This window comes from Sedimenticola thiotaurini, assembly GCF_001007875.1.
GTDB classification, from domain to species: domain Bacteria; phylum Pseudomonadota; class Gammaproteobacteria; order Chromatiales; family Chromatiaceae; genus Sedimenticola; species Sedimenticola thiotaurini.
Map to the genome: position 1 here is coordinate 3155072 of NZ_CP011412.1, position 20131 is coordinate 3175202.

Here is a 20131-nt window from a genome sequence, read left to right on the forward strand (position 1 = left end):
AGCGGAATTAAGAGTATGGCTATTGTAAAAACCAGACCAACATCAGCAGGTCGCCGGTTTGTGGTTAAGGTGGTAAACCCTGAGCTGCATAAGGGTGAGCCGTACGGCCCACTGCTGGAGCAGAAGAGCAAGAAGGGCGGTCGCAACAATAACGGCCGTATCACCACCCGGCACAAGGGCGGTGGTCACAAGCAGCGTTATCGTTTGATCGATTTCAAACGCAACAAGGAAGGCGTACCAGGTGTTGTGGAACGTCTGGAATATGATCCGAACCGTACGGCCAACATTGCCTTGGTAAAGTATCTGGACGGCGAGCGTCGTTACATCATCGCCCCCAAAGGGTTGGTGGCAGGCGAGACGATCATGTCCGGGGAAGATTCCAGTATTAAAGTGGGTAACTGCCTGCCGCTGCGGAATATACCGGTCGGAACCAACGTGCACTGCATTGAAATGAAGCGCGGCAAGGGTGCGCAGATCGCCCGCTCTGCCGGAACTTCTGCACAATTGGTTGCACGTGAGGGAGAATATGCTACCCTGCGCCTCCGCTCTGGTGAGATGCGCAAGATTCGCAGCGAATGCCGGGCAACCATTGGTGAAGTGGGTAACACGGAGCACAGTCTGCGCAAACTGGGCAAGGCTGGTGCCTCCAGATGGCGTGGTGTCAGGCCGACCGTTCGTGGCGTGGCGATGAACCCGGTTGACCATCCGCACGGCGGTGGTGAGGGTCGTACCTCCGGTGGGCGTCATCCCTGCAGTCCCTGGGGTGTGCCGACAAAAGGCTACAAGACACGTACCAATAAGCGTACTGACAAGATGATTGTGCGTCGGCGCAATCGCAAGTAAATGGAACTGAGGTAATTTAAAGTGCCACGTTCAATCAAAAAAGGCCCGTTCGTCGACCATCATCTGATGAAAAAAGTCGATGAAGCAGTGGCAAGCAATAGCAAACGTCCGATTAAAACCTGGTCCCGCCGTTCTATGGTGCTGCCGGATATGATCGGCCTGACCATTGCGGTATACAACGGACGCCAACATATTCCAGTGCTGGTCACGGAAAACATGATTGGTCATAAACTTGGTGAGTTCGCATTGACCCGCACCTTCCGTGGGCATGCAGCTGACAAGAAATCAAAACGATAATCGGGGTAGGAACCATGCAGGCTGCTGCTAAATTGCGTTTTGCGCGTATTTCGGCCCAGAAGGGTCGTCTGGTCGCCGATCAGATCAGGGGTCTGCCTGTGGAGCAGGCTCTGAACATCCTCTCCTTCAGTAACAAGAAGGGCGCGGACCTTATGAAGAAATTGCTGGATTCCGCCATTGCAAATGCGGAAAACAACGAAGGCGCGGATATCGACGAGTTGAAGGTTGCCTCTGTTATGGTCGACGAGGGTCCGACAATGAAACGGATCAGGGCGCGAGCCAAGGGTCGTGCGGCCCGTATTTTAAAGCGTACCAGTCACTTCACCGTGATTGTGTCGGACAAGTAAGGCAGAGTTATGGGTCAGAAAGTACATCCAATTGGAATTCGTCTTGGTATTGTCAAGCAGTGGACGTCGAAGTGGTATGCCGACTCCAAAGACTATGCTGATATGCTCAACACCGATCTTGAAGTGCGGGAGTACCTGAAAAAGCGTCTCTCCCAGGCTTCAGTAAGCCGCATTCAGATTGACCGTCCTGCCAAGAACGCCCATGTGACGATTCACTCGGCGCGGCCTGGTATTGTGATCGGTAAAAAAGGCGAAGATATCAACACGCTGCGTGAAGAGGTATCCAAACGCATGGGTATCCCCGCGCACATCAGCGTGGAAGAGATCCGTAAGCCTGAACTGGATGCCCAGTTGGTTGCTGAAGGTATAACTCAGCAGTTGGAGCGTCGTGTGATGTTCCGTCGGGCGATGAAGCGTTCAGTGCAGACAGCCATGCGCCTGGGCGCCGGCGGCATCAAAGTGAATATTTCCGGTCGTCTGAACGGTGCGGAGATCGCCCGTAACGAATGGTACCGGGAAGGCCGCGTTCCACTCCACACACTGCGCGCCGACATTGATTACGGTTTCGCCGAGGCGAAAACCACCTATGGGATCATCGGTGTCAAGGTTTGGATCTTCAAGGGCGAAGTCTTCGGTGACGAAGCGCCGGAAGAAGCTGCACCAAAACCCGCGCGTCGTAAAGCACCGCGTAAGAAGGATTAAGTCATGTTACTGCCAAAGCGGACTAAATTCCGTAAACAAATGAAGGGCCGCAATCGTGGCCTGGCCAACCGGGGCAACAAGGTTAGCTTCGGTGAGTATGGTCTTCAGGCCGTCGACCGGGGACGTATGACGTCTCGCCAGATTGAGGCTGCACGACGCACGATCACCCGTACTGCTAAACGTGGCGGTAAGATGTGGATTCGTGTGTTCCCGGACAAGCCAATTACCAAGAAGCCTCTGGAAGTGCGTCAGGGTAAAGGTAAAGGTAGTGTCGAATACTGGGTAGCCCTGATTCAGCCCGGTCGCGTACTTTATGAGATTGAAGGTGTGTCTGAGGAAGTCGCTCGTGAAGCTTTCCAGTTGGCAGCCGCAAAACTGCCGTTCAAGACTGCTTTCATTAAAAGGACGGTGATGTGATGAATGCGAGTGAACTTCGTCAAAAAGAGCCTTCTGAACTGGAGGGCTTGTTACTGGAATTGCGCAAGGAGCAGTTCAATCTGCGTATGCAGCAGGGCACTGGACAGTTGTCGCGTCCGTCAGAAATGAGACGGGTCAGAAAAGAGATTGCCCGGGTGAAGACGTTGCTGAATGAGAAGGGTGTAGGTGAAGCATCATGAGCGATCAAAACAACAGCAATCGCACACTTGAGGGCCGCGTGGTGAGCGATAAGATGGACAAAAGCATCACCGTTCTTGTTGAACGCAAGGTGAAGCACCCGATTTACGGCAAGTTTATCCGGCGGTCCACCAAAGTTCACGCTCATGATGAAACCAACGAGTGTGGTATCGGCGATCTAGTGGTGGTTGAGCAGTGCCGCCCGCTCTCAAAGAGCAAGACCTGGCGTCTGGTCAAGGTTGTCGCGAAGGCAACCTGAAGTAGGCACCGGTAAATCGTACGATTTCGGTTTAGTGATTATTTAATTGGAATAGACCAATGATCCAGATGCAGACAATGCTTAACGTCGCCGATAACAGCGGCGCAAAGCGAGTCCAGTGCATAAAGGTGCTGGGCGGATCACACCGTCGCTATGCTGGTATCGGGGACATAATTAAAGTGAGCGTCAAAGACGCCATTCCCCGCGGCAAAGTGAAGAAAGGTGATGTATATAACGCAGTAGTTGTGCGTACCAGGAAGGGTGTTCGTCGTCCGGACGGATCGCTGATCCGCTTCGACGGCAATGCCGCCGTTCTCCTGAATACGCAACTACAGCCGATCGGTACCCGTATTTTCGGGCCGGTTACCCGCGAACTGCGCAGCGAACGATTCATGAAAATCATCTCGCTCGCGCCAGAAGTGCTCTGAGGGGTGAATCATGGCTATGCGTAAGATTAAAAAAGGTGACCAGGTCGTCGTCCTTGCCGGTAAGGATAAGGGTAAGCAGGGTACGGTTCTGCGGGTAATCGACAACAAGGTTATTGTTGAGAATATCAACATTGTCAAAAAGCACACGAAGGCGAACCCGCAAAAGGGTGAGCAGGGTGGCATCCTCGACAAAGAGATGCCTATCGATGCTTCCAATGTTGCCGTATACAACCCCAATACAGGCAAGGCCGATCGGGTGGGTATAAAGATTTTGGAGGATGGTCGCAAAGTGCGCTACTTCAAGTCTAATGGCGAAGTCGTGGATATCTGAGGCGGATAGTTAAGATGGCAAGATTACAACAGGTCTACCGCGACGAGCTCGTGGGCAAGCTGAAAGATCAGTTTGACTTCAAGAGCGTGATGGAAGTCCCGCGGATCACCAAGATCACCCTGAACATGGGTGTTGGCGAGGCCCTTGGCGACAAGAAGGTACTTGAATTTGCAGTCTCCGACATGGAAAAAATTGCCGGTCAGAAGGCGATTGTCACTATGGCGCGGAAATCGGTTGCCGGATTCAAGGTGCGTGAAGGTTGGCCAATCGGCTGCAAAGTTACCCTGCGGCGGGAGCGGATGTATGAGTTTCTGGATCGCCTGATCAATGTGGCCATCCCCCGTATCCGTGACTTCCGCGGACTTAATCCGAAGTCATTCGATGGGCGTGGCAACTACAGCATGGGCGTAAAGGAACAGATCATGTTCCCTGAGATCGATTTCGACAAGGTCGACACGTTGCGTGGGCTGGATATCGTTATCACCACCACAGCTAAGAATGATGCGGAAGGTCGCGCGCTTCTCGAAGCGTTCAACTTCCCTTTCAAGAACTGAAACAGAGCAGAATCGCATGGCAAAAAAGAGCATGATCGCGCGCGAAGCAAAGCGGGCAAAAATTGTTGAGAGGTTCAGTGCAAAGCGCAAAGAGCTGAAAGCTATTATCAACAATCCTGCAAGCACTCCCGAGCAGGTCGACGAGGCAGTGATTAAACTTCAGAAAATGCCGAGAGACGCCAGTCGCTCCCGTCAGCGGAACCGTTGCCGGGTTACCGGGCGTCCGCACGGCGTATATCGTAAGTTCGGTCTGTGTCGAAACAAGCTCCGTGAAGCAGCCATGCGTGGTGATGTTCCAGGGCTTGTAAAAGCCAGCTGGTAATGTAGAATACACCACCCTTTTCGGGGTGGGCTCGCTTATCGGCGGGCTTCTGTTCAATCGTTTGGGTATCGCATCCGGTAGGGATGGCTGACCCTGAGGATTTAAAAATGAGTATGTCTGATCCGATCGCGGATATGCTGACGCGTATTCGTAATGGTCAACAAGTTTCCAAGGTGGCTGTCTCCATGCCATCTTCAAAGAAGAAAGTTGCCGTCGCGCAACTGCTTCTCGATGAAGGCTATATTGCCGGTTTCAATGTCGAGTCCAACGGCAACAAGCCCACACTTCACATTGATCTCAAGTATTTCCAGGGTAAACCTGTCATTGAAATGATCCAGCGCGTCAGTCGCCCTGGATTGCGCATCTACAAGGGCAGCAAAGAGCTTCCGAAGGTGCGTGGCGGTCTTGGCGTTGCGATCATTTCCACGTCCAAGGGGTTGATGACTGACCGTGTCGCCCGTTCCAACGGCCAAGGCGGCGAAGTTGTCGCTTACGTCGCTTAATCGGAGGAAATGACATGTCTCGTGTAGCAAAGAATCCGATAACCCTGCCATCCGGTGTGGATGTGAACCTGAACGGTAGTGAACTGACCGTTAAGGGGGCGAAGGGCACCATGCAGCTGGACCTGCATCCGTTTGTGACTCTCAAGAACGATAACGGTGTGATTACCGTAGCACCCGTCAAAGAGAATCGCGAGCAGTGGGCGATGGCTGGTACCTTCCGGGCGTTGGTCGGAAATATGGTGACTGGTGTAAGTACCGGTTTCCAAAAGAAGTTGCAGTTAATCGGTGTCGGTTATCGTGCACAGGCCAAGGGTAAAGTACTGAATCTGAATCTTGGTTTTTCCCATCCGGTGGATTACCCCGTGCCGGAGGGTATTACGATTGAAACCCCCAGTCAGACTGAGATTGTCGTGTCTGGATGTGACAAGCAGCGTGTCGGCCAGGTCTCTGCGGAGATTCGTGCCTTCCGTCCGCCTGAGCCCTATAAGGGCAAGGGTGTTCGCTACGCGGATGAGCATGTCGCCCGTAAAGAAGCCAAGAAAAAATAGGTCATACTGAGATGGACAAGAAAACTACACGTTTACGCCGTGCTCGCAGAGCACGCGCTAAGATTCGCGAACTGGCGGTCAATCGTCTGACCATCTTTCGCACTCCGCGGCATATGTATGCCCAGGTGATTGCGCCTAACGGTTCCGAAGTGATCGCCAGCGCGTCCACTGTGGATAAGGAAGTGAAAGCGCAACTGCAGGGCGCAGCGGGTAACAGCGCAGCTGCAGCAGTCGTCGGTAAGGCTATCGCCGAGCGCGCCAAGGCTGCTGGTATCGAAAGTGTTGCTTTCGATCGCGCCGGTTTCAAATATCACGGCCGGGTCAAGGCGTTGGCAGACGCTGCCCGCGAAAACGGTCTTAAGTTCTAAGGGGCAGGCTATGTCAAAGTTCAATGAAAAGCCGGAAGGTGACGATCTGATTGAGAAGTTGATCAACGTCAACCGGGTCGCGAAAGTGGTTAAGGGTGGTCGCGTGTTTGGATTTGCGGCGCTGGCAGTGGTTGGCGACGGCAATGGCAAAGTCGGCTTCGGCAGCGGTAAGGCTCGCGAGGTTCCGATCGCTATTCAGAAGGCGATGGAGAACGCGCGGCAGAACATGCGTACTTCCAAGCTGAATGGGGATACCCTGCAGTACCCGTTGATCGGTCGTCATGGCGCAGCCAAGGTATACATGCAGCCGGCCTCTGAAGGTACTGGCATTATCGCAGGTGGTGCGATGCGTGCTGTCTGCGAAGCGGTCGGTGTCCACAACGTTCTTGCCAAGTGCATTGGAACGAACAATCCCATAAACGTGGTTCGCGCTACCGTTAACGCGCTGACCGAAATGACTGATCCTGAAACCGTGGCGGCCAAGCGTGGCAAATCGGTTAAAGAGATCCTGGGGTAAGTCATGAGTGAGAAAAAGATGATGAAGGTGACCCTGACCCGTAGTGTTCACGGTCGGCTCGAGAGTCATAAGGCGTGTGTCCGGGGCCTGGGCCTGCGGCGCATTCGGCATAGCGTGCTCGTAGAAGATACGCCCGCGACCCGTGGCATGGTGAATAAAGTCAGCTACATGGTCCAGGTTGAGGAGGCTTGATATGCGTTTAAATACCATTAAGCCCGCTGAAGGCGCAACAACTGACGCGAAACGTGTTGGTCGTGGCATCGGTAGTGGTTTGGGCAAAACAGCCGGTCGCGGCCACAAAGGGCAGAAATCCCGTTCCGGTGGTTTTCACAAAGTAGGTTTCGAAGGCGGTCAGATGCCGCTGCAGCGTCGTCTGCCGAAAGTCGGATTCAGTTCCCGGAAAGGCAGATTTACTGCTGAAGTCCGGTTGAGTGAGCTGGCCAAGGTACAGGGCGATGAGATTACTTTGAAGGCGCTCCACGAAGCTGACGTACTGCCGATGAACATCAAGCGTGCCAAGATCATGCTGTCCGGTACCATCGACAGGGCGGTAACGATTCGCGGTTTGGGTGTTACCAAAGGTGCTCGTGCTGCCATTGAAGCGGCTGGCGGGAAGATCGAGGAATAAATGGCTGGTCAGGGTGCAAAGGCCGGCGGACTTGCCGGTGCAGGCAAATTCACCGAATTGCGCCAGCGACTGCTGTTTGTAGTCGGCGCGTTGCTGGTATTTCGCATCGGCACGTTCATTCCGGTACCTGGCGTTAATCCTGCGGCTGTTGCAGCGTTATTCGATCAGCAGCAGGGAAGCATCCTGGATATGTTCAACATGTTCTCGGGTGGTGCGCTGGAGCGGGCCAGTCTGTTTGCGTTGGGAATCATGCCCTACATCTCAGCATCCATTATTATGCAGCTGATGTCGGCAGTGGTCCCCAAGCTGGAACAGCTGAAGAAAGAAGGTGAGCAGGGGCGTCGGACCATTACCCAGTACACCCGCTATGGCACGGTGCTGTTAGCTACGTTCCAGGCGGTTGGTATTGCCATCGCACTGCAGTCCCAGCAGTCCGGTGGTATGTCGCTGGTTTCCCATGCGGGACCTGGCTTTATCCTCACCGCTGCTGTTTCGCTGGTAACAGGCACCATGTTCCTGATGTGGTTAGGCGAGCAGATCACCGAAAGGGGCCTGGGTAACGGTATTTCGCTGATCATTTTTGCGGGTATCGTGGCAGGACTGCCGTCCGCTATTGGTGGAACACTGGAACTGGTACGTACCGGTGAAATGAATGCGCTTACGGTGCTGGTGCTGTTTGCCCTGGCAGTAGCAGTGACTGCGTTTGTTGTCTTCGTGGAACGAGGACAGCGTCGCATCACGGTCAACTATGCCAAGCGGCAACAGGGGCGCAAGATGTTTGCCGCCCAGAGCAGTCATCTGCCGCTCAAGCTGAATATGGCTGGTGTGATTCCGCCGATTTTTGCATCCAGTATTATTCTGTTTCCATCCACGCTGGGGCAGTGGCTGGGTACTCAGGAGAATATGCGCTGGCTGCAGGATATCGTGGGTAAAATATCGCCGGGAGAGCCGCTCTACGTGTTGTTGTATGCCTTGGCTATCGTGTTCTTCTGTTTCTTTTACACGGCCCTGGTATTCAACTCGAAAGAGACTGCGGACAACCTGAAACGTTCTGGCGCGTTCATTCCGGGTTATCGCCCCGGTGATCAGACCGCCCGATATATCGACAAGGTGATGTCCCGACTCACGTTTGCTGGAGCGATTTATATAACAGCGGTTTGTCTGTTACCGGAGTTTTTGATTGTCGGTTGGAACGTACCGTTCTACTTTGGCGGAACGTCCTTGCTGATCATTGTTGTAGTCGTCATGGACTTCATGGCACAGGTGCAGGCGCACATGATGTCTCACCAGTATGAAGGTCTGATGAAAAAGGCGAATCTGAAAGGTGGCGGTGCTGGTCTGTTGCGCTAGTCCCTGGATGGTTTTACGGAATTTTGGAGATTGAGTCATGAAAGTAAGGGCGTCTGTTAAGAAGATTTGCAGAAACTGCAAGATTGTCCGCCGCAATGGCGTGGTGCGGGTTATCTGCAAAGAAGCCAGGCATAAACAGAGGCAGGGTTAAGCATTTCGCTTGATTTGTTGATGAAATCCAGTTAAAGTTGTGCGTTCACCGCGCCCAACGTAGGCTGATTATTGTATTTTTAGGAGTTACCTGATGGCCCGTATTGCAGGCGTCAATATTCCCGATCGTAAGCACGCAGTTATTGCGTTGACCGAGATCTATGGGATCGGTTCTACTCGTGCCGCTCGTATCTGCGAGGCTGCGGGTGTTGCGAAAGATGCAAAAATTCAAAACCTGACCGAAGGCGAGGTCGAGGCACTTCGTGCGGAAGTTGCCAAGTTTACTGTTGAAGGTGACCTTCGACGTGAAGTTTCCATGAATATCAAGCGTCTGATGGACCTTGGTTGTAATCGTGGAATTCGCCACCGCCGCGGGCTTCCGTTGCGGGGTCAGCGTACCAAAACGAATGCGCGCACCCGTAAGGGGCCGCGTCGTCCGATCAAGAGATAATATCAGTCCGGCAGACGGGCAGTTTACAGCGATATAGTTCACAGGAACATTCAAGATGGCAAAGCCGAGCAGCGTGCGGAAGAAGGTAAAAAAGAGCGTTACCGATGGTGTCGCTCATATACACGCCTCTTTTAACAATACGATCATTACCATTTCTGATCGCCAGGGTAACGTGTTGTCCTGGGCGACTGCTGGTGGTTCAGGTTTTCGTGGTTCTCGTAAAAGCACGCCGTTTGCGGCGCAGGTCGCAGCTGATCGCGCCGGCGAGCGGGCTAAGGACTATGGTGTCAAAAACCTCGATGTAAACGTCAAAGGCCCCGGTCCTGGTCGTGAATCCGCTGTGCGCGCACTGAATAATGCGGGATTCAAGATCACCAGCATCTCCGATGTTACCCCAATCCCGCATAATGGTTGCCGCCCGCCCAAAAAGCGTCGCGTATAATCCGGAGTTATAGATAATCATGGCAAGATATATCGGTCCCAAGTGTAAGCTGAGCCGCAGGGAAGGCACTGACCTGTTTCTGAAGAGCCGCGCTCGCTCCCTGGAATCCAAATGTAATATGGAAAAGCAGCCCGGTCAGACGACTGATCGCCGCCGCCGCCTCTCCGATTACGGACTGCAGCTGCGTGAAAAGCAGAAAATGCGTCGTATGTACGGAATCATGGAGAAGCAGTTCAGTAACTATTACAAGACTGCCGCTCAGACCAAGGGTGCCACAGGCGATAACCTGTTGCGCCTCCTGGAGACGCGTCTGGATAATGTGGTTTACCGCATGGGCTTCGGCAGCACACGCTCAGAAGCTCGTCAGCTCGTAAGCCATAAGTCGATTGAAGTGAATGGTAAGGTGGTCAACATCCCCTCTTACCAGGTCCAGGTTAACGATGTAATCAGCGTTCGCGAAAAGTCGAAAAAGCAGTTACGCATTCAGAGTTCGTTGTCCCTGGCTGAGCAGTTCGGGACCGTTGACTGGATTGAGGTCGATGCAAAAGGCATGACCGGTACTTTCAAACGTCTGCCTGATCGATCCGAATTGCCTGCTGAAATCAATGAACAGCTGGTTGTAGAGCTGTACTCCAAGTAAGGATTACCTTCAAGAGGTCGAAATGCCGGAGTTTGTTACCGATTTTCTTAAGCCGCGACTCGTCAGTGTACAGCCGTTGAGCGAATTGCATGCCAAGGTTTCACTCGAGCCGATGGAACGTGGCTTTGGTCATACACTTGGCAACTCATTGCGTCGAATCCTGCTCTCCTCCATGCCGGGGAGTGCGGTGGTCGAAGCTGAAATCGACGGTGTGCTTCACGAGTACACCAGTATCGAAGGCGTTCAGGAAGATGTCCTGGAGATTCTGCTGAATCTGAAGGGACTGGCGATCATCATGCACGCTCGTGATGAGGCCACTTTGACGCTGAAAAAGAAAGGTCCCGGCCCGGTGTTGGCAAGCGATATCACGCTTGATCACGATGTGGAGATTGCCAACCCGGACCACGTGATCGCCAACTTGACCAAAGATGGCGAGATCAGCATGACCCTGAAAGTGGCACGCGGTATTGGTTACCAGCCCGCTGCGAATCGGCAAACCGACAGCATGGAAGATCGACCCATTGGTCGCCTGCAGTTGGATGCCAGCTTCTCGCCGGTCCGCCGTGTCGCTTATGCAGTCGAAGCGACCCGTGTAGAGCAGCGTACCGATCTGGATCGGCTGGTCATTGATCTCGAGACCAATGGTACTATTGATCCGGAAGAGGCGATCCGCAGAGCGGCCACCATCCTTCAGGATCAGTTGTCGGCTTTTGTTAAGCTCGATGAGACCGCCACGGCAGAGAAAGAGGTTGAAGAGGATCGTCCGGCTATCGATCCAATCCTGCTGCGTCCGGTAGACGACCTTGAACTGACGGTGCGTTCTGCCAACTGTCTCAAGGCGGAAAACATATTTATGATCGGTGATCTGATTCAGCGGACAGAGGTTGAACTGCTGAAGACCCCGAATCTGGGTAAAAAGTCACTCACCGAAATCAAGGATGTACTTGCCACCAGAGGCTTGTCTCTGGGCATGAGGCTGGAAAACTGGCCGCCGGAAGGTATGGAAGATAACGGTCGATAATCTCGACTCAGAATCGTAAATCATCGTATTAATCTAAGTTTAGGGAAGTCGATCCATGCGTCATCGCAAATCAGGACGGCAACTGAACCGCAACAGTTCACACCGCAAGGCAATGTTCCGTAACATGGCTTGCTCACTGTTGCGTCATGAGCTGATCAAAACCACATTACCAAAGGCTAAAGAGCTGCGTCGTGTAGCAGAGCCGATGATTACTCTGGCAAAAAGCGACTCTGTAGCCAAACGTCGCCTGGCTTTCGATCGTCTGCGTGACGACGAGGTTGTCGGAAAACTGTTTAATGAACTGGGGCCCCGTTATAAGGAGCGTCCCGGTGGCTACCTGCGTATTCTGAAGTGCGGTTATCGCCCAGGCGACAAAGCCCCGATGGCCTATGTTGAACTGGTCGATCGCCCCGATGTGGATGGAGCAGCAGTCGAAGCTGACTGATGCTGTCGCCACTATTCAGGCAGTGACTGGAAAACCGGGCCGTGGCCCGGTTTTCTGCTATTAGGATACAGGATATTTACAGCGCCCTGAAAAAGGGGTTTGGACGAGTTAAACCAGCGGTGTCCGCTCCATGCAGAAGCGACCTGAACTGATCAGCCTGTTTACCGACTTCGGTATCGGTAGTCACTATCTGGGGCAGTTAAAAGCGCGACTCCTGTCCGAACGGGTCAAGCAACCCGTCATCGATCTCTGTTCCGATGCCCCGGTGTTTAATCCCAGGGCCTCGGCCTATCTGCTTGCATCCTTTCTTCCCTATATACCGCCGGCTACTCTTTTTCTCTGTGTTGTCGACCCGGGAGTGGGCAGTGATCGGCGCGCGTTGTTGGTAAAGAATAGTTTTTTCTGGTTCCTGGGACCGGACAACGGTTTGCTCTCTCGTGTGGTAACGCATCTGACCGATGCGGAGATTCAGACCGTTGAACTGCCGGAGTTGAGCGACCGGTCGAGGACATTCGACGGTCGAGACTATTTTGCACCGGCCGCCGCCCTACTATGCAACGGCGCAGCTGTCCCGGGGAAGCCGGTACAGCCGGATAATGTGATTGGGGCAGATTGGCCGGACCAGTTGCCGGAGGTGATCTACCTGGACAGTTATGGGAATGCTGTCACCGGGTTATCGGGGCGGGGACTGGCGGGCGATACCGGGTTACGGATTGCCGGCCGGACGCTGCAACATGCTGATACTTTCTCCAGCGTTTCACCTGGGACACCTTTTTGGTACGTGAATGCCAATGGTCTGGTGGAGATCGCAGTCAGTTGTGGCAATGCTGCGCAACAGTTGGATCTGTCTATCGGTATGCGGGTTGAGTGGTGCGCCTGAGGCCACGCCTCAGTGTCACTTCGGCTAACCTTTCAGCACCTTCTTCAGATAGTGTCCGGTATGTGACCGCTTCACCTTGCTGACCTGCTCCGGCGTTCCTTCTGCAACGATTTCACCACCCCGGTTACCACCTTCAGGCCCCAGGTCGACAATCCAATCAGCGGTCTTGATCACATCCAGGTTGTGCTCGATCACCACCACGGTGTTACCGTGATCCCGCAGTCGGTGCAGCACCTCCAGTAGATGCTTGACGTCATGGAAGTGCAGACCGGTAGTTGGCTCATCCAGGATATAGAGGGTATTGCCGGTATCCCGTTTGGAGAGCTCCCGGGAGAGTTTTACCCGCTGCGCCTCGCCGCCGGAGAGGGTGGTAGCGTTCTGCCCCAGGGTGATATAGGAGAGTCCCACGTCCATCAGGGTCTGTAACTTGCGCTTCAGGGCCGGAATAGCGTCAAAGAACAGCAAAGCCTCCTCGATGGTCATATCCAGAACCTGGTCGATGCTTTTCCCTTTGTATTTGATTTCCAGGGTTTCCCGGTTATAACGACTGCCTTTGCAGACATCGCACTGGACGTAAATATCCGGCAGAAAATGCATCTCCACCTTGATTACCCCGTCACCGCGGCACGCCTCGCAACGACCACCCTTGACATTAAAACTGAACCGTCCGGGCGTATAGCCCCGTGAACGGGCTTCATGGGTACCGGCAAACAGCTCCCGCACCGGGGTGAAGATGCCGGTATAGGTGGCCGGGTTGGAGCGGGGTGTACGACCAATCGGGCTCTGGTCTATATCCACCACCTTGTCAAAATGCTCCAGGCCACTGATCTTGTCGTGCTCCGCTGCGTCCAGGGATGCCCGGTTCAATTGGGTGGCTGCCAGTGGATAGAGTGTATCGTTGATCAGGGTGGACTTACCGGAACCCGACACACCGGTGACGCAGGTAAACAGGCCGGCGGGTATATTCAGTTCGACCGATTTAAGATTATTGCCGCGTGCCCCCGAAATAGTCAGCATGCGATCCGCGTCCGGTGGGTGGCGCTCGGCGGGAATAGCGATGCTGAGTTGCCGTGAAAGATACTGCCCGGTGAGGGAGTCGACGCTGGCAGCAATCTGTTTCGGTGTCCCTTGGGCTATGATCCGCCCGCCATGGATGCCGGCACCGGGCCCTACGTCAATCACGTGATCTGCGGAGAGGATCGCCTCCTCGTCATGCTCCACCACAATGACCGTGTTGCCCAGATCGCGCAGATAGGTGAGGGTTTTCAACAGCCGGTCGTTGTCCCGCTGGTGCAGGCCAATGGAGGGTTCATCCAGCACATACATGACACCCACTAGGCCGGCGCCGATCTGGCTGGCCAGTCGGATTCGCTGTGCTTCGCCGCCGGAGAGTGTCTCCGCACTACGGTCCAATGTCAGGTAATCCAGACCCACATTGACCAGGAACTGCAGTCGCTGGGCGATCTCCTTGATCACCTTCTCGGCGATTTTGCCCTGCTTGCCCGGCAATTTCAGCTGCTGAAAAAACTCCAGACAGTTGCCAATCGGCATAGTCGTGATGGCGGGCAGGTTGTGGTCATCCACGAATACGTGGCGGGCGGCCTCATTCAGGCGGGTGCCGCCGCAGTCGGGGCAGGGATGGGTGGAGATGTAACGGGCCAACTCTTCCCGAACGGCGTTCGACTCGGTCTCCCGGTAGCGCCGTTCCATATTGCGGATAATCCCTTCGAAGACGTGGGTGTTGGTGGTGGTACGGCCCCGTTCATTGAAGTAGGTGAACTTGATCTTCTCCCGACCACTGCCAAACAGGATGGTGTCGCGTATCTTTTTGGGCAACTCATCCCAGCTGGTTTCCACGTCAAACTTGTAGTGTTTCCCCAGTGAGCTGATGAGTTGGAAATAGTAGGCATTTCTTCGGTCCCATCCCCGCACTGCGCCGGCTGCCAGGCTGAGGTGGGGATGGGCAACCACCCGCTCAGGATCGAAAAACTGTTCCACACCAAGGCCGTCACAGGTGGGGCAGGCACCAACCGGGTTGTTGAAAGAGAACAGTCGGGGTTCCAGTTCCGGGAGGCTGTAACCACATTGCGGGCAGGCGAAGTTGGCGGAAAAAACCAGTTCATCCATCGCCGGTTCGTTATCCATGGAGGCAATACGAACCAGTCCGCCAGAGAGGCCAAGAGCCGTCTCAAACGACTCGGCCAAGCGAAGCTCCAGTCCAGGCCGCACCTTGAATCGGTCCACAACCGCTTCAATGGTGTGCTTTTTGTGCAGTTCCAGTTCCGGGGGGGTATCCAGTTCGAAGATCTCACCGTCAATACGGGCCCGGATAAAACCCTGGGCATTCAGCTCCCGCAGCAGTTTATGGTGCTCCCCTTTGCGTTCCGATACCACCGGTGCCAGCAGCATCAGCTTGCTGCCCTCGGGGAGGGTCAGCACCTGATCGACCATCTGATTGATGGTCTGGGCCTCCAGGGTCTGGCCGTGGTTCGGACAGCGGGGTGTACCTGCCCGGGCGTACAGCAGGCGGAGATAGTCATAGATCTCGGTAATGGTGCCGACTGTCGAGCGGGGATTGTGGGACGTGGTCTTCTGTTCGATGGAGATGGCTGGAGAGAGCCCCTCAATATGGTCGATATCGGGCTTCTCCATCATCGAGAGAAACTGCCGGGCGTAGGCGGACAGTGACTCCACATAGCGCCGTTGGCCCTCGGCATATATCGTGTCAAAAGCCAGGGATGATTTTCCGGAGCCGGAAAGACCGGTGATAACGATCAATCGATCGCGGGGCAGATCCAGGTCAATGTTCTTCAGATTGTGGGTGCGGGCCCCACGTAAGCGTATTGTATCCATCTACATACCAGCAAATTGGCGAACCTGTTACTATACGCTGTCTTATGGTTTCGGGCCAAACAAACCGGGGCAATACAATGATTGAACAGGGTTCGGGATATGCTTCCCGACCAAAGGTGAATGTTGGGTGTGCCCCTGCATGCCAGGGGTTGGCCGTTAGTACAGTGAACCAGTAATTGAACAAGAAAGCGCAACAACTTCATCGGCTGACTCCCACCGAAATACGGGCAGCCTTTTCGCTTGCCGGCATCTTCTCCCTGCGCATGCTGGGACTGTTTCTGATCCTGCCGGTGTTTGCGATCTATGCGGAGCAGTTGGCCGGTGTCACCCCGCTGTTGATCGGCGTAGCCATCGGCGCCTATGGTCTTACCCAGGCCATGCTACAGATCCCCTTTGGCATGCTGTCCGACCGCATCGGTCGCAAGCCGGTGATTGTTGGCGGGCTGTTGCTGTTCACCCTGGGTAGTGTGGTGGCGGCCGGTTCCGACACCATCTGGGGGGTAATCGCTGGTCGCGCCCTGCAGGGTAGCGGCGCTATCGCCGCCGCGGTGATGGCCTTGGCAGCCGATCTGACCCGGGAACAGAACAGAACCAAGGCGATGGCGGTGATCGGCATGAGTATCGGGCTGGCCTTCGCTGTCTCCCTGGTGCTGGGGCCGTTGCTGAATACCTGGATCGGCGTCTCCGGCATCTTCTGGCTGACCGCTGCGCTGGCGATAGCCGGCATCCTGGTGGTGATCTTCCTGGTGCCCAATCCGGACAGATCCTCAACTCACCGGGACACCAGCCCGGTGCGGGATCAATTCGCCCGGGTGCTGCGCAATCCCGACCTGCTGCGTCTCGACCTGGGCATCCTGCTGTTGCACATGATGCTCACTGCGGTGTTTATTGTGGTGCCGGTAACCCTGCGGGATATCACCGGGATCGCGGTTGAAAGCCACTGGATGGTCTATCTCCCCGTGGTGTTGCTGGCCATGATCTTTATGGTGCCGTTTATCGTGATTGCCGAGAAGCGCCGCAAGATGCGTCAGGTGTTTCTGCTGGCGATCTCGGCGATCTGCCTGTCCCAACTGGGTTTCATCCTGTTTCAGGCGTCAATTGTCGGATTTACCGCAGCGCTGCTGCTGTTCTTCACCGCATTCAACCTGCTGGAGGCTTCCCTGCCGTCGCTGATCTCCAAGATGGCCCAGGCGGAGAGCAAAGGGACCGCCATGGGGGTCTACTCCACGTCCCAATTTGTGGGCGCATTCCTGGGCGGCATGCTCGGCGGATGGGTCTACGGACAGTTCCATCTGGTGGGCGTGTTTCTGTTCGGCGCCGGGGCCTCCCTGCTCTGGTTGCTGGTGGCCAGCGGCATGCGTCAGCCCAGCTACCTGAGCAGTTATCTGATCCATGTGGGTACGCTCGATCCGTTAACTGCCCAGGAGCTGCAGATGCAATTGCGGGAGATACCGGGTGTAGGCGAAGCCGTCGTGATGGGGCAGGAGGGCGTCGCCTATCTGAAAGTGGATACCCAGTCGGTGGATTTTGCATTACTGGATGAATTCTCGGTCGCAGAGACGTAAAATTAACTGTTCAGGCCCCAGGGCCAGGGAACCACTTAGATCTGAATCGGAGGAGATATGGCTGCCAGAGGCGTCAATAAAGTAATCTTGGTCGGAAACGTCGGGAAGGATCCGGATGTTCGTTATATGCCGAATGGAAATGCTGTAGCCAATGTCACCCTGGCGACATCCGAGTCCTGGAAAGACAAGACCAGCGGTGAAACCCAGGAGCGCACCGAGTGGCACCGGGTGGTGTTCTTCCGGCGTCTGGCGGAAATTGTCGGCGAGTACGTCAAGAAAGGTTCAAAGCTTTACATCGAGGGCAAGCTGCAGACTCGCAAGTGGCAGGATCAGAGCGGCCAGGACCGTTACACCACCGAGATCGTCGCGGATGAGATGCAGATGCTGGACAGCCGGGGCGGCGGCGGTGGCGCTGGGTTTGACTCTAATCGCCAGGACTCCGGCTCCGCGTCACGCCCTGCGGCCGGTTCTGCTCCGGCAGCGGCACCCATGCCGGATGACGGGTTTGATGACGATATTCCATTCTGACGTTTAGCCGGGAATCAATAAAAAACCCCATGTCTGAACATGGGGTTTTTTATGTCGTGACGTTCGATGCAAGGATCGGCTTAACCCGGTTTGCCATCGACCCGGGGGCGGATCAGCATGGGGACATAGATAACGCTGAACAGCAGGAAGCTGATCATCCACAACCCGCCGGACAGGTGCACCCAGAGATTGTATTTATCAGCCAGCGCCAGCGGGCCGAACACCCGCAGCAGGGTAGCAAGGTTCAGCAGGATGAAACTGCCATTGATCAGCCAGTGGGATGAGATCTCCCGGCCGGTGTGGCCCAGTGCTACCCGCGCCATCATGCCGTAGGTGAGCAGACCGATACCGCCAACCGTGATGGCGTGTTTTGCCAGGTTGAGTGGGGTGACGCCAAAATAGGCCAGCCCGGTCATGGTGAAGCCGATGATCAGCCAGAACATGGCGCTGAACAGCACCCATAGGATGGGAATCCCCCAGATTCTCCGGTTGTACCAGCCGATAACCCGGATCAACTGGGTTGCTGCAACGGCAAAGGCCAGCAAGCCATTCAGCCAGTTGTTGGGATAGATGAGCTGCACCACGACCAGTCCGCCCAGGGAGATCACAGTTGCCAGTTCGATGCTGCTGTTGCGCTTTGAGGTGTGTCCATCGATCACCGCTTCAGTAAAGAAAGGGATAACCCGGCCGCCCAGCAGGGTGATCAGGAAGGCGACCAGATACAGCATGGCATCGGTGCCCTGGGTGGCACTGTTGAATATCCCCAGTGACTGAAGATGAACGTAAAGGTTGGCGAGCGCCATGATCAGCAGCAAGGGGACAAAAACCCGGTTGGCCTTCTGCTCGCCTCTCCAGAGGGCCGGCATGATGCCGGCAGCCACGGCCGGCAGAAAGGCCAGATCGATAACGGCGATGACCCCGGCTGGAATGGCGCTGGCCATGAAGGGGGCAATCCGGCCCGCCAACCAGAGTAGAAACAGCAGGCCCAGAGCGGCTCCTGTTGGTGGTGTGATGCCGGTCCAGTTCCGTACCGCGGTAAGCAGGAAGCCGGCGATCACCGCGACCGCATAACCGAACAGCATCTCGTGGCTGTGCCAGCCGATCGATCCGTAATAAGTCGGGAGTGGATAGGCGCCTGACCAGGCACCGAGCCATATCAGCATCAGGATCAGGCCGGAGACCCCAGCGGCGATGAAGAAGGGTCTGAATCCCAATGCCAGGATTGCGGGGCCCGCCTGCTGTAGCTCGGGCTTGGGTGGTTCGGAATGGACTTTCAACATGATCGTTAGGGTTTTTCCGTTACAAGACAATAGGATGGACTAGCTTAACCGCTGTGGGATTTGCCGCTTTGATATCAATCAAGCGGGCTTGGGCGGGGTGCTTCCGTGGGGCGGGGCGGCTGGTCCCAATCAGGCCGGATAGATGCCACCCAGAATCACCGGATGGCTGGCCCCGGTCACATCTGCCAGGTTTCCTGGCAGGCCCTGCAGGGTCTGTCTGGCTAACCAGGCGAATGCCATGGCCTCCAGCTGATCCGGGTCGATGCCGTGTGCAGCGGTGGTCTCAACCGGGAGTTCCAGACCGCGCTGAAGCTGTTTCATAAGGAGCGGATTTTTTACCCCACCACCACAGCAGATTACCCGGTCACAGTCGGGCGCGTACTGGTCGATCGCCCGGATGATCGATTGACTGGAGAGGGCGCACAGGGTCGCCTGGATATCCTCTGGGGCGATTTCCGGGCTGTTGACCAACTGCTGTCTCAGCCATTCCAGGTTAAAAAGTTCCGGTCCGGTACTCTTCGGCGGAGAACGTTGGAAATAATCCTCCTTGAGCAGGCGTTGGAGTAATTCATCCACCACCTCGCCTTGGGCGGCCCAGCTTCCCCCGGCATCAAACGCACGCCCCAGACTGGTGAGAATCCAGGCGTCCATCAGGGTGTTGGCAGGGCCTGTGTCAAACCCGATAACCGGCTGGGTTGGGTCGGCCGGCAGGTGGGTAATGTTCGCTATACCGCCCAGATTCAGAACCACGCGATTCTCATCCGGGCGACGCAGATATGCGGCGTGGAAAGCCGGTGCCAGTGGGGCGCCCTGACCGCCAGCGGCCATATCCCGGCGGCGGAAATCAGCCACTACCGTTATGCCGGTCTGTTCAGCCAGCTGGTTGGGGTCACCGATCTGTAGCGTAAAGGGGGAGGCGGCATCGGGGCGATGACGGATGGTCTGCCCATGGGAGCCGATCGCCCGGATCCGGGCGGTGTCAACGCCGGTCTGCCGCAGTAGCTCGGATACCGCATCGGCGAAGTGTTGGGCCACCGCAATATCTGCCTGGCCCAGACGCTCAATTTCGTTTTCCCCCGGGTGGGCGAGTTTCTTCAGCTTATCCCGGAGATCTTCCGGCCAGGGCTGATAGCAGTGCCCTATCAATGTTGGCCGGGCCGGGCTGAAATCCACCAGTGCCGCATCGATGCCATCGATACTGGTGCCGGACATCAGGCCGATATACAGGTCGTCCGGGAAGAGGGTCTCCCTGTACCGGGCCTCC

Annotated in this window: 30 protein-coding genes; 27 read left to right on the forward strand and 3 right to left on the reverse strand. The window is 55.5% G+C overall.

Annotated features, from left to right (window positions below; translation table 11 throughout):
* Positions 1-15: 15 nt before the first annotated feature.
* The 25 genes from rplB to AAY24_RS14620 all read left to right on the forward strand — a co-directional run bounded on the left by rplB (position 16) and on the right by AAY24_RS14620 (position 12641).
* Positions 16-843: a 50S ribosomal protein L2 gene (rplB, locus tag AAY24_RS14505; RefSeq protein ID WP_046860298.1), complete on the forward strand. Its 828-nt coding sequence runs from the start codon at positions 16-18 to the stop codon at positions 841-843.
* Positions 844-864: 21 nt separating this feature from the next.
* On the forward strand, positions 865-1140 hold the full coding sequence (gene rpsS, locus AAY24_RS14510; RefSeq protein WP_029134310.1) for a 30S ribosomal protein S19: 276 nt from the start codon (positions 865-867) through the stop codon (positions 1138-1140).
* Positions 1141-1154: 14 nt separating this feature from the next.
* On the forward strand, positions 1155-1487 hold the full coding sequence (gene rplV / locus AAY24_RS14515; protein WP_029134309.1) for a 50S ribosomal protein L22: 333 nt from the start codon (positions 1155-1157) through the stop codon (positions 1485-1487).
* A 9-nt stretch (positions 1488-1496) separates the two neighbouring features.
* Positions 1497-2189 carry a 30S ribosomal protein S3 gene (gene rpsC / locus AAY24_RS14520; RefSeq protein ID WP_046860299.1) on the forward strand — a complete coding sequence of 231 codons (693 nt, stop codon included), beginning with the start codon at positions 1497-1499 and terminating at the stop codon, positions 2187-2189.
* Positions 2190-2192: 3 nt separating this feature from the next.
* Positions 2193-2606 carry a 50S ribosomal protein L16 gene (gene rplP / locus AAY24_RS14525; protein WP_046860300.1) on the forward strand — a complete coding sequence of 138 codons (414 nt, stop codon included), beginning with the start codon at positions 2193-2195 and terminating at the stop codon, positions 2604-2606.
* Entirely contained in the window at positions 2606-2806 is a 201-nt protein-coding gene (gene rpmC / locus AAY24_RS14530) for a 50S ribosomal protein L29 (protein ID WP_046860301.1), read from the forward strand. Before rplP ends, rpmC begins: the two co-directional genes overlap by 1 nt.
* A complete protein-coding gene (rpsQ, locus tag AAY24_RS14535) occupies positions 2803-3063 on the forward strand; it encodes a 30S ribosomal protein S17 (protein WP_046860302.1) in 261 nt (86 codons plus the stop codon). Before rpmC ends, rpsQ begins: the two co-directional genes overlap by 4 nt.
* Before the next feature lie 59 nt (positions 3064-3122).
* Positions 3123-3491 carry a 50S ribosomal protein L14 gene (gene rplN / locus AAY24_RS14540; RefSeq protein ID WP_029134304.1) on the forward strand — a complete coding sequence of 123 codons (369 nt, stop codon included), beginning with the start codon at positions 3123-3125 and terminating at the stop codon, positions 3489-3491.
* 16 nt (positions 3492-3507) lie between these two features.
* A complete protein-coding gene (gene rplX, locus AAY24_RS14545; protein WP_046861342.1) occupies positions 3508-3822 on the forward strand; it encodes a 50S ribosomal protein L24 in 315 nt (104 codons plus the stop codon).
* Positions 3823-3836: 14 nt separating this feature from the next.
* Positions 3837-4376 carry a 50S ribosomal protein L5 gene (gene rplE / locus AAY24_RS14550; protein ID WP_046860303.1) on the forward strand — a complete coding sequence of 180 codons (540 nt, stop codon included), beginning with the start codon at positions 3837-3839 and terminating at the stop codon, positions 4374-4376.
* A 16-nt stretch (positions 4377-4392) separates the two neighbouring features.
* Positions 4393-4698 carry a 30S ribosomal protein S14 gene (gene rpsN / locus AAY24_RS14555; protein WP_046860304.1) on the forward strand — a complete coding sequence of 102 codons (306 nt, stop codon included), beginning with the start codon at positions 4393-4395 and terminating at the stop codon, positions 4696-4698.
* A 107-nt stretch (positions 4699-4805) separates the two neighbouring features.
* Entirely contained in the window at positions 4806-5201 is a 396-nt protein-coding gene (gene rpsH, locus AAY24_RS14560; protein WP_046861343.1) for a 30S ribosomal protein S8, read from the forward strand.
* A gap of 14 nt (positions 5202-5215) precedes the next feature.
* Complete coding sequence (rplF, locus tag AAY24_RS14565) at positions 5216-5749, forward strand: 50S ribosomal protein L6 (protein WP_046860305.1); 534 nt, start codon at positions 5216-5218, stop codon at positions 5747-5749.
* Between the two features lie 11 nt (positions 5750-5760).
* A complete protein-coding gene (gene rplR, locus AAY24_RS14570) occupies positions 5761-6117 on the forward strand; it encodes a 50S ribosomal protein L18 (RefSeq protein WP_046860306.1) in 357 nt (118 codons plus the stop codon).
* A 10-nt stretch (positions 6118-6127) separates the two neighbouring features.
* Positions 6128-6634: a 30S ribosomal protein S5 gene (gene rpsE, locus AAY24_RS14575; protein ID WP_046860307.1), complete on the forward strand. Its 507-nt coding sequence runs from the start codon at positions 6128-6130 to the stop codon at positions 6632-6634.
* Positions 6635-6637: 3 nt separating this feature from the next.
* Positions 6638-6826 (forward strand): 50S ribosomal protein L30, encoded by a 189-nt coding sequence (rpmD, locus tag AAY24_RS14580; protein ID WP_046860308.1) that lies wholly within the window; start codon positions 6638-6640, stop codon positions 6824-6826.
* Position 6827: 1 nt separating this feature from the next.
* Complete coding sequence (gene rplO / locus AAY24_RS14585; protein ID WP_046860309.1) at positions 6828-7262, forward strand: 50S ribosomal protein L15; 435 nt, start codon at positions 6828-6830, stop codon at positions 7260-7262.
* The gene (secY, locus tag AAY24_RS14590; protein ID WP_046860310.1) at positions 7263-8612 is read left to right on the forward strand and encodes a preprotein translocase subunit SecY; all 1350 of its coding nucleotides are present in this window, start codon (positions 7263-7265) and stop codon (positions 8610-8612) included.
* Positions 8613-8649: 37 nt separating this feature from the next.
* A complete protein-coding gene (gene rpmJ, locus AAY24_RS18970) occupies positions 8650-8763 on the forward strand; it encodes a 50S ribosomal protein L36 (RefSeq protein WP_082117165.1) in 114 nt (37 codons plus the stop codon).
* A 93-nt stretch (positions 8764-8856) separates the two neighbouring features.
* Positions 8857-9213: a 30S ribosomal protein S13 gene (rpsM, locus tag AAY24_RS14595; RefSeq protein WP_046860311.1), complete on the forward strand. Its 357-nt coding sequence runs from the start codon at positions 8857-8859 to the stop codon at positions 9211-9213.
* A 55-nt stretch (positions 9214-9268) separates the two neighbouring features.
* Positions 9269-9655 (forward strand): 30S ribosomal protein S11, encoded by a 387-nt coding sequence (gene rpsK, locus AAY24_RS14600; RefSeq protein ID WP_046860312.1) that lies wholly within the window; start codon positions 9269-9271, stop codon positions 9653-9655.
* A gap of 19 nt (positions 9656-9674) precedes the next feature.
* Positions 9675-10295, forward strand: coding sequence for a 30S ribosomal protein S4 (gene rpsD, locus AAY24_RS14605; RefSeq protein ID WP_046860313.1), 621 nt, complete (start codon positions 9675-9677; stop codon positions 10293-10295).
* A 22-nt stretch (positions 10296-10317) separates the two neighbouring features.
* The gene (locus tag AAY24_RS14610; RefSeq protein WP_046860314.1) at positions 10318-11316 is read left to right on the forward strand and encodes a DNA-directed RNA polymerase subunit alpha; all 999 of its coding nucleotides are present in this window, start codon (positions 10318-10320) and stop codon (positions 11314-11316) included.
* Positions 11317-11371: 55 nt separating this feature from the next.
* Positions 11372-11761 carry a 50S ribosomal protein L17 gene (gene rplQ, locus AAY24_RS14615; RefSeq protein WP_046860315.1) on the forward strand — a complete coding sequence of 130 codons (390 nt, stop codon included), beginning with the start codon at positions 11372-11374 and terminating at the stop codon, positions 11759-11761.
* Positions 11762-11891: 130 nt separating this feature from the next.
* On the forward strand, positions 11892-12641 hold the full coding sequence (locus AAY24_RS14620; protein ID WP_046860316.1) for an SAM hydrolase/SAM-dependent halogenase family protein: 750 nt from the start codon (positions 11892-11894) through the stop codon (positions 12639-12641).
* Between the two features lie 24 nt (positions 12642-12665).
* Here the strand turns inward: AAY24_RS14620 and uvrA are convergent, their stop codons facing one another.
* Complete coding sequence (gene uvrA / locus AAY24_RS14625) at positions 12666-15494, reverse strand: excinuclease ABC subunit UvrA (RefSeq protein WP_046860317.1); 2829 nt, start codon at positions 15492-15494, stop codon at positions 12666-12668.
* A gap of 176 nt (positions 15495-15670) precedes the next feature.
* Here uvrA and AAY24_RS14630 point away from each other — a divergent pair, with 176 nt between their 5' ends.
* Together AAY24_RS14630 and ssb are read left to right on the forward strand one after the other, a co-directional pair.
* A complete protein-coding gene (locus tag AAY24_RS14630; RefSeq protein ID WP_046860318.1) occupies positions 15671-17059 on the forward strand; it encodes an MFS transporter in 1389 nt (462 codons plus the stop codon).
* Between the two features lie 57 nt (positions 17060-17116).
* Positions 17117-17587, forward strand: a complete 471-nt coding sequence (gene ssb / locus AAY24_RS14635) for a single-stranded DNA-binding protein (RefSeq protein WP_046860319.1) — start codon at positions 17117-17119, stop codon at positions 17585-17587.
* A gap of 80 nt (positions 17588-17667) precedes the next feature.
* Here the strand turns inward: ssb and AAY24_RS14640 are convergent, their stop codons facing one another.
* Both AAY24_RS14640 and AAY24_RS14645 read right to left on the reverse strand, forming a co-directional pair.
* The gene (locus AAY24_RS14640) at positions 17668-18867 is read right to left on the reverse strand and encodes an NnrS family protein (protein ID WP_046860320.1); all 1200 of its coding nucleotides are present in this window, start codon (positions 18865-18867) and stop codon (positions 17668-17670) included.
* 129 nt (positions 18868-18996) lie between these two features.
* Complete coding sequence (locus tag AAY24_RS14645; RefSeq protein ID WP_335337248.1) at positions 18997-20079, reverse strand: anhydro-N-acetylmuramic acid kinase; 1083 nt, start codon at positions 20077-20079, stop codon at positions 18997-18999.
* Between the last annotated feature and the right edge of the window lie 52 nt (positions 20080-20131).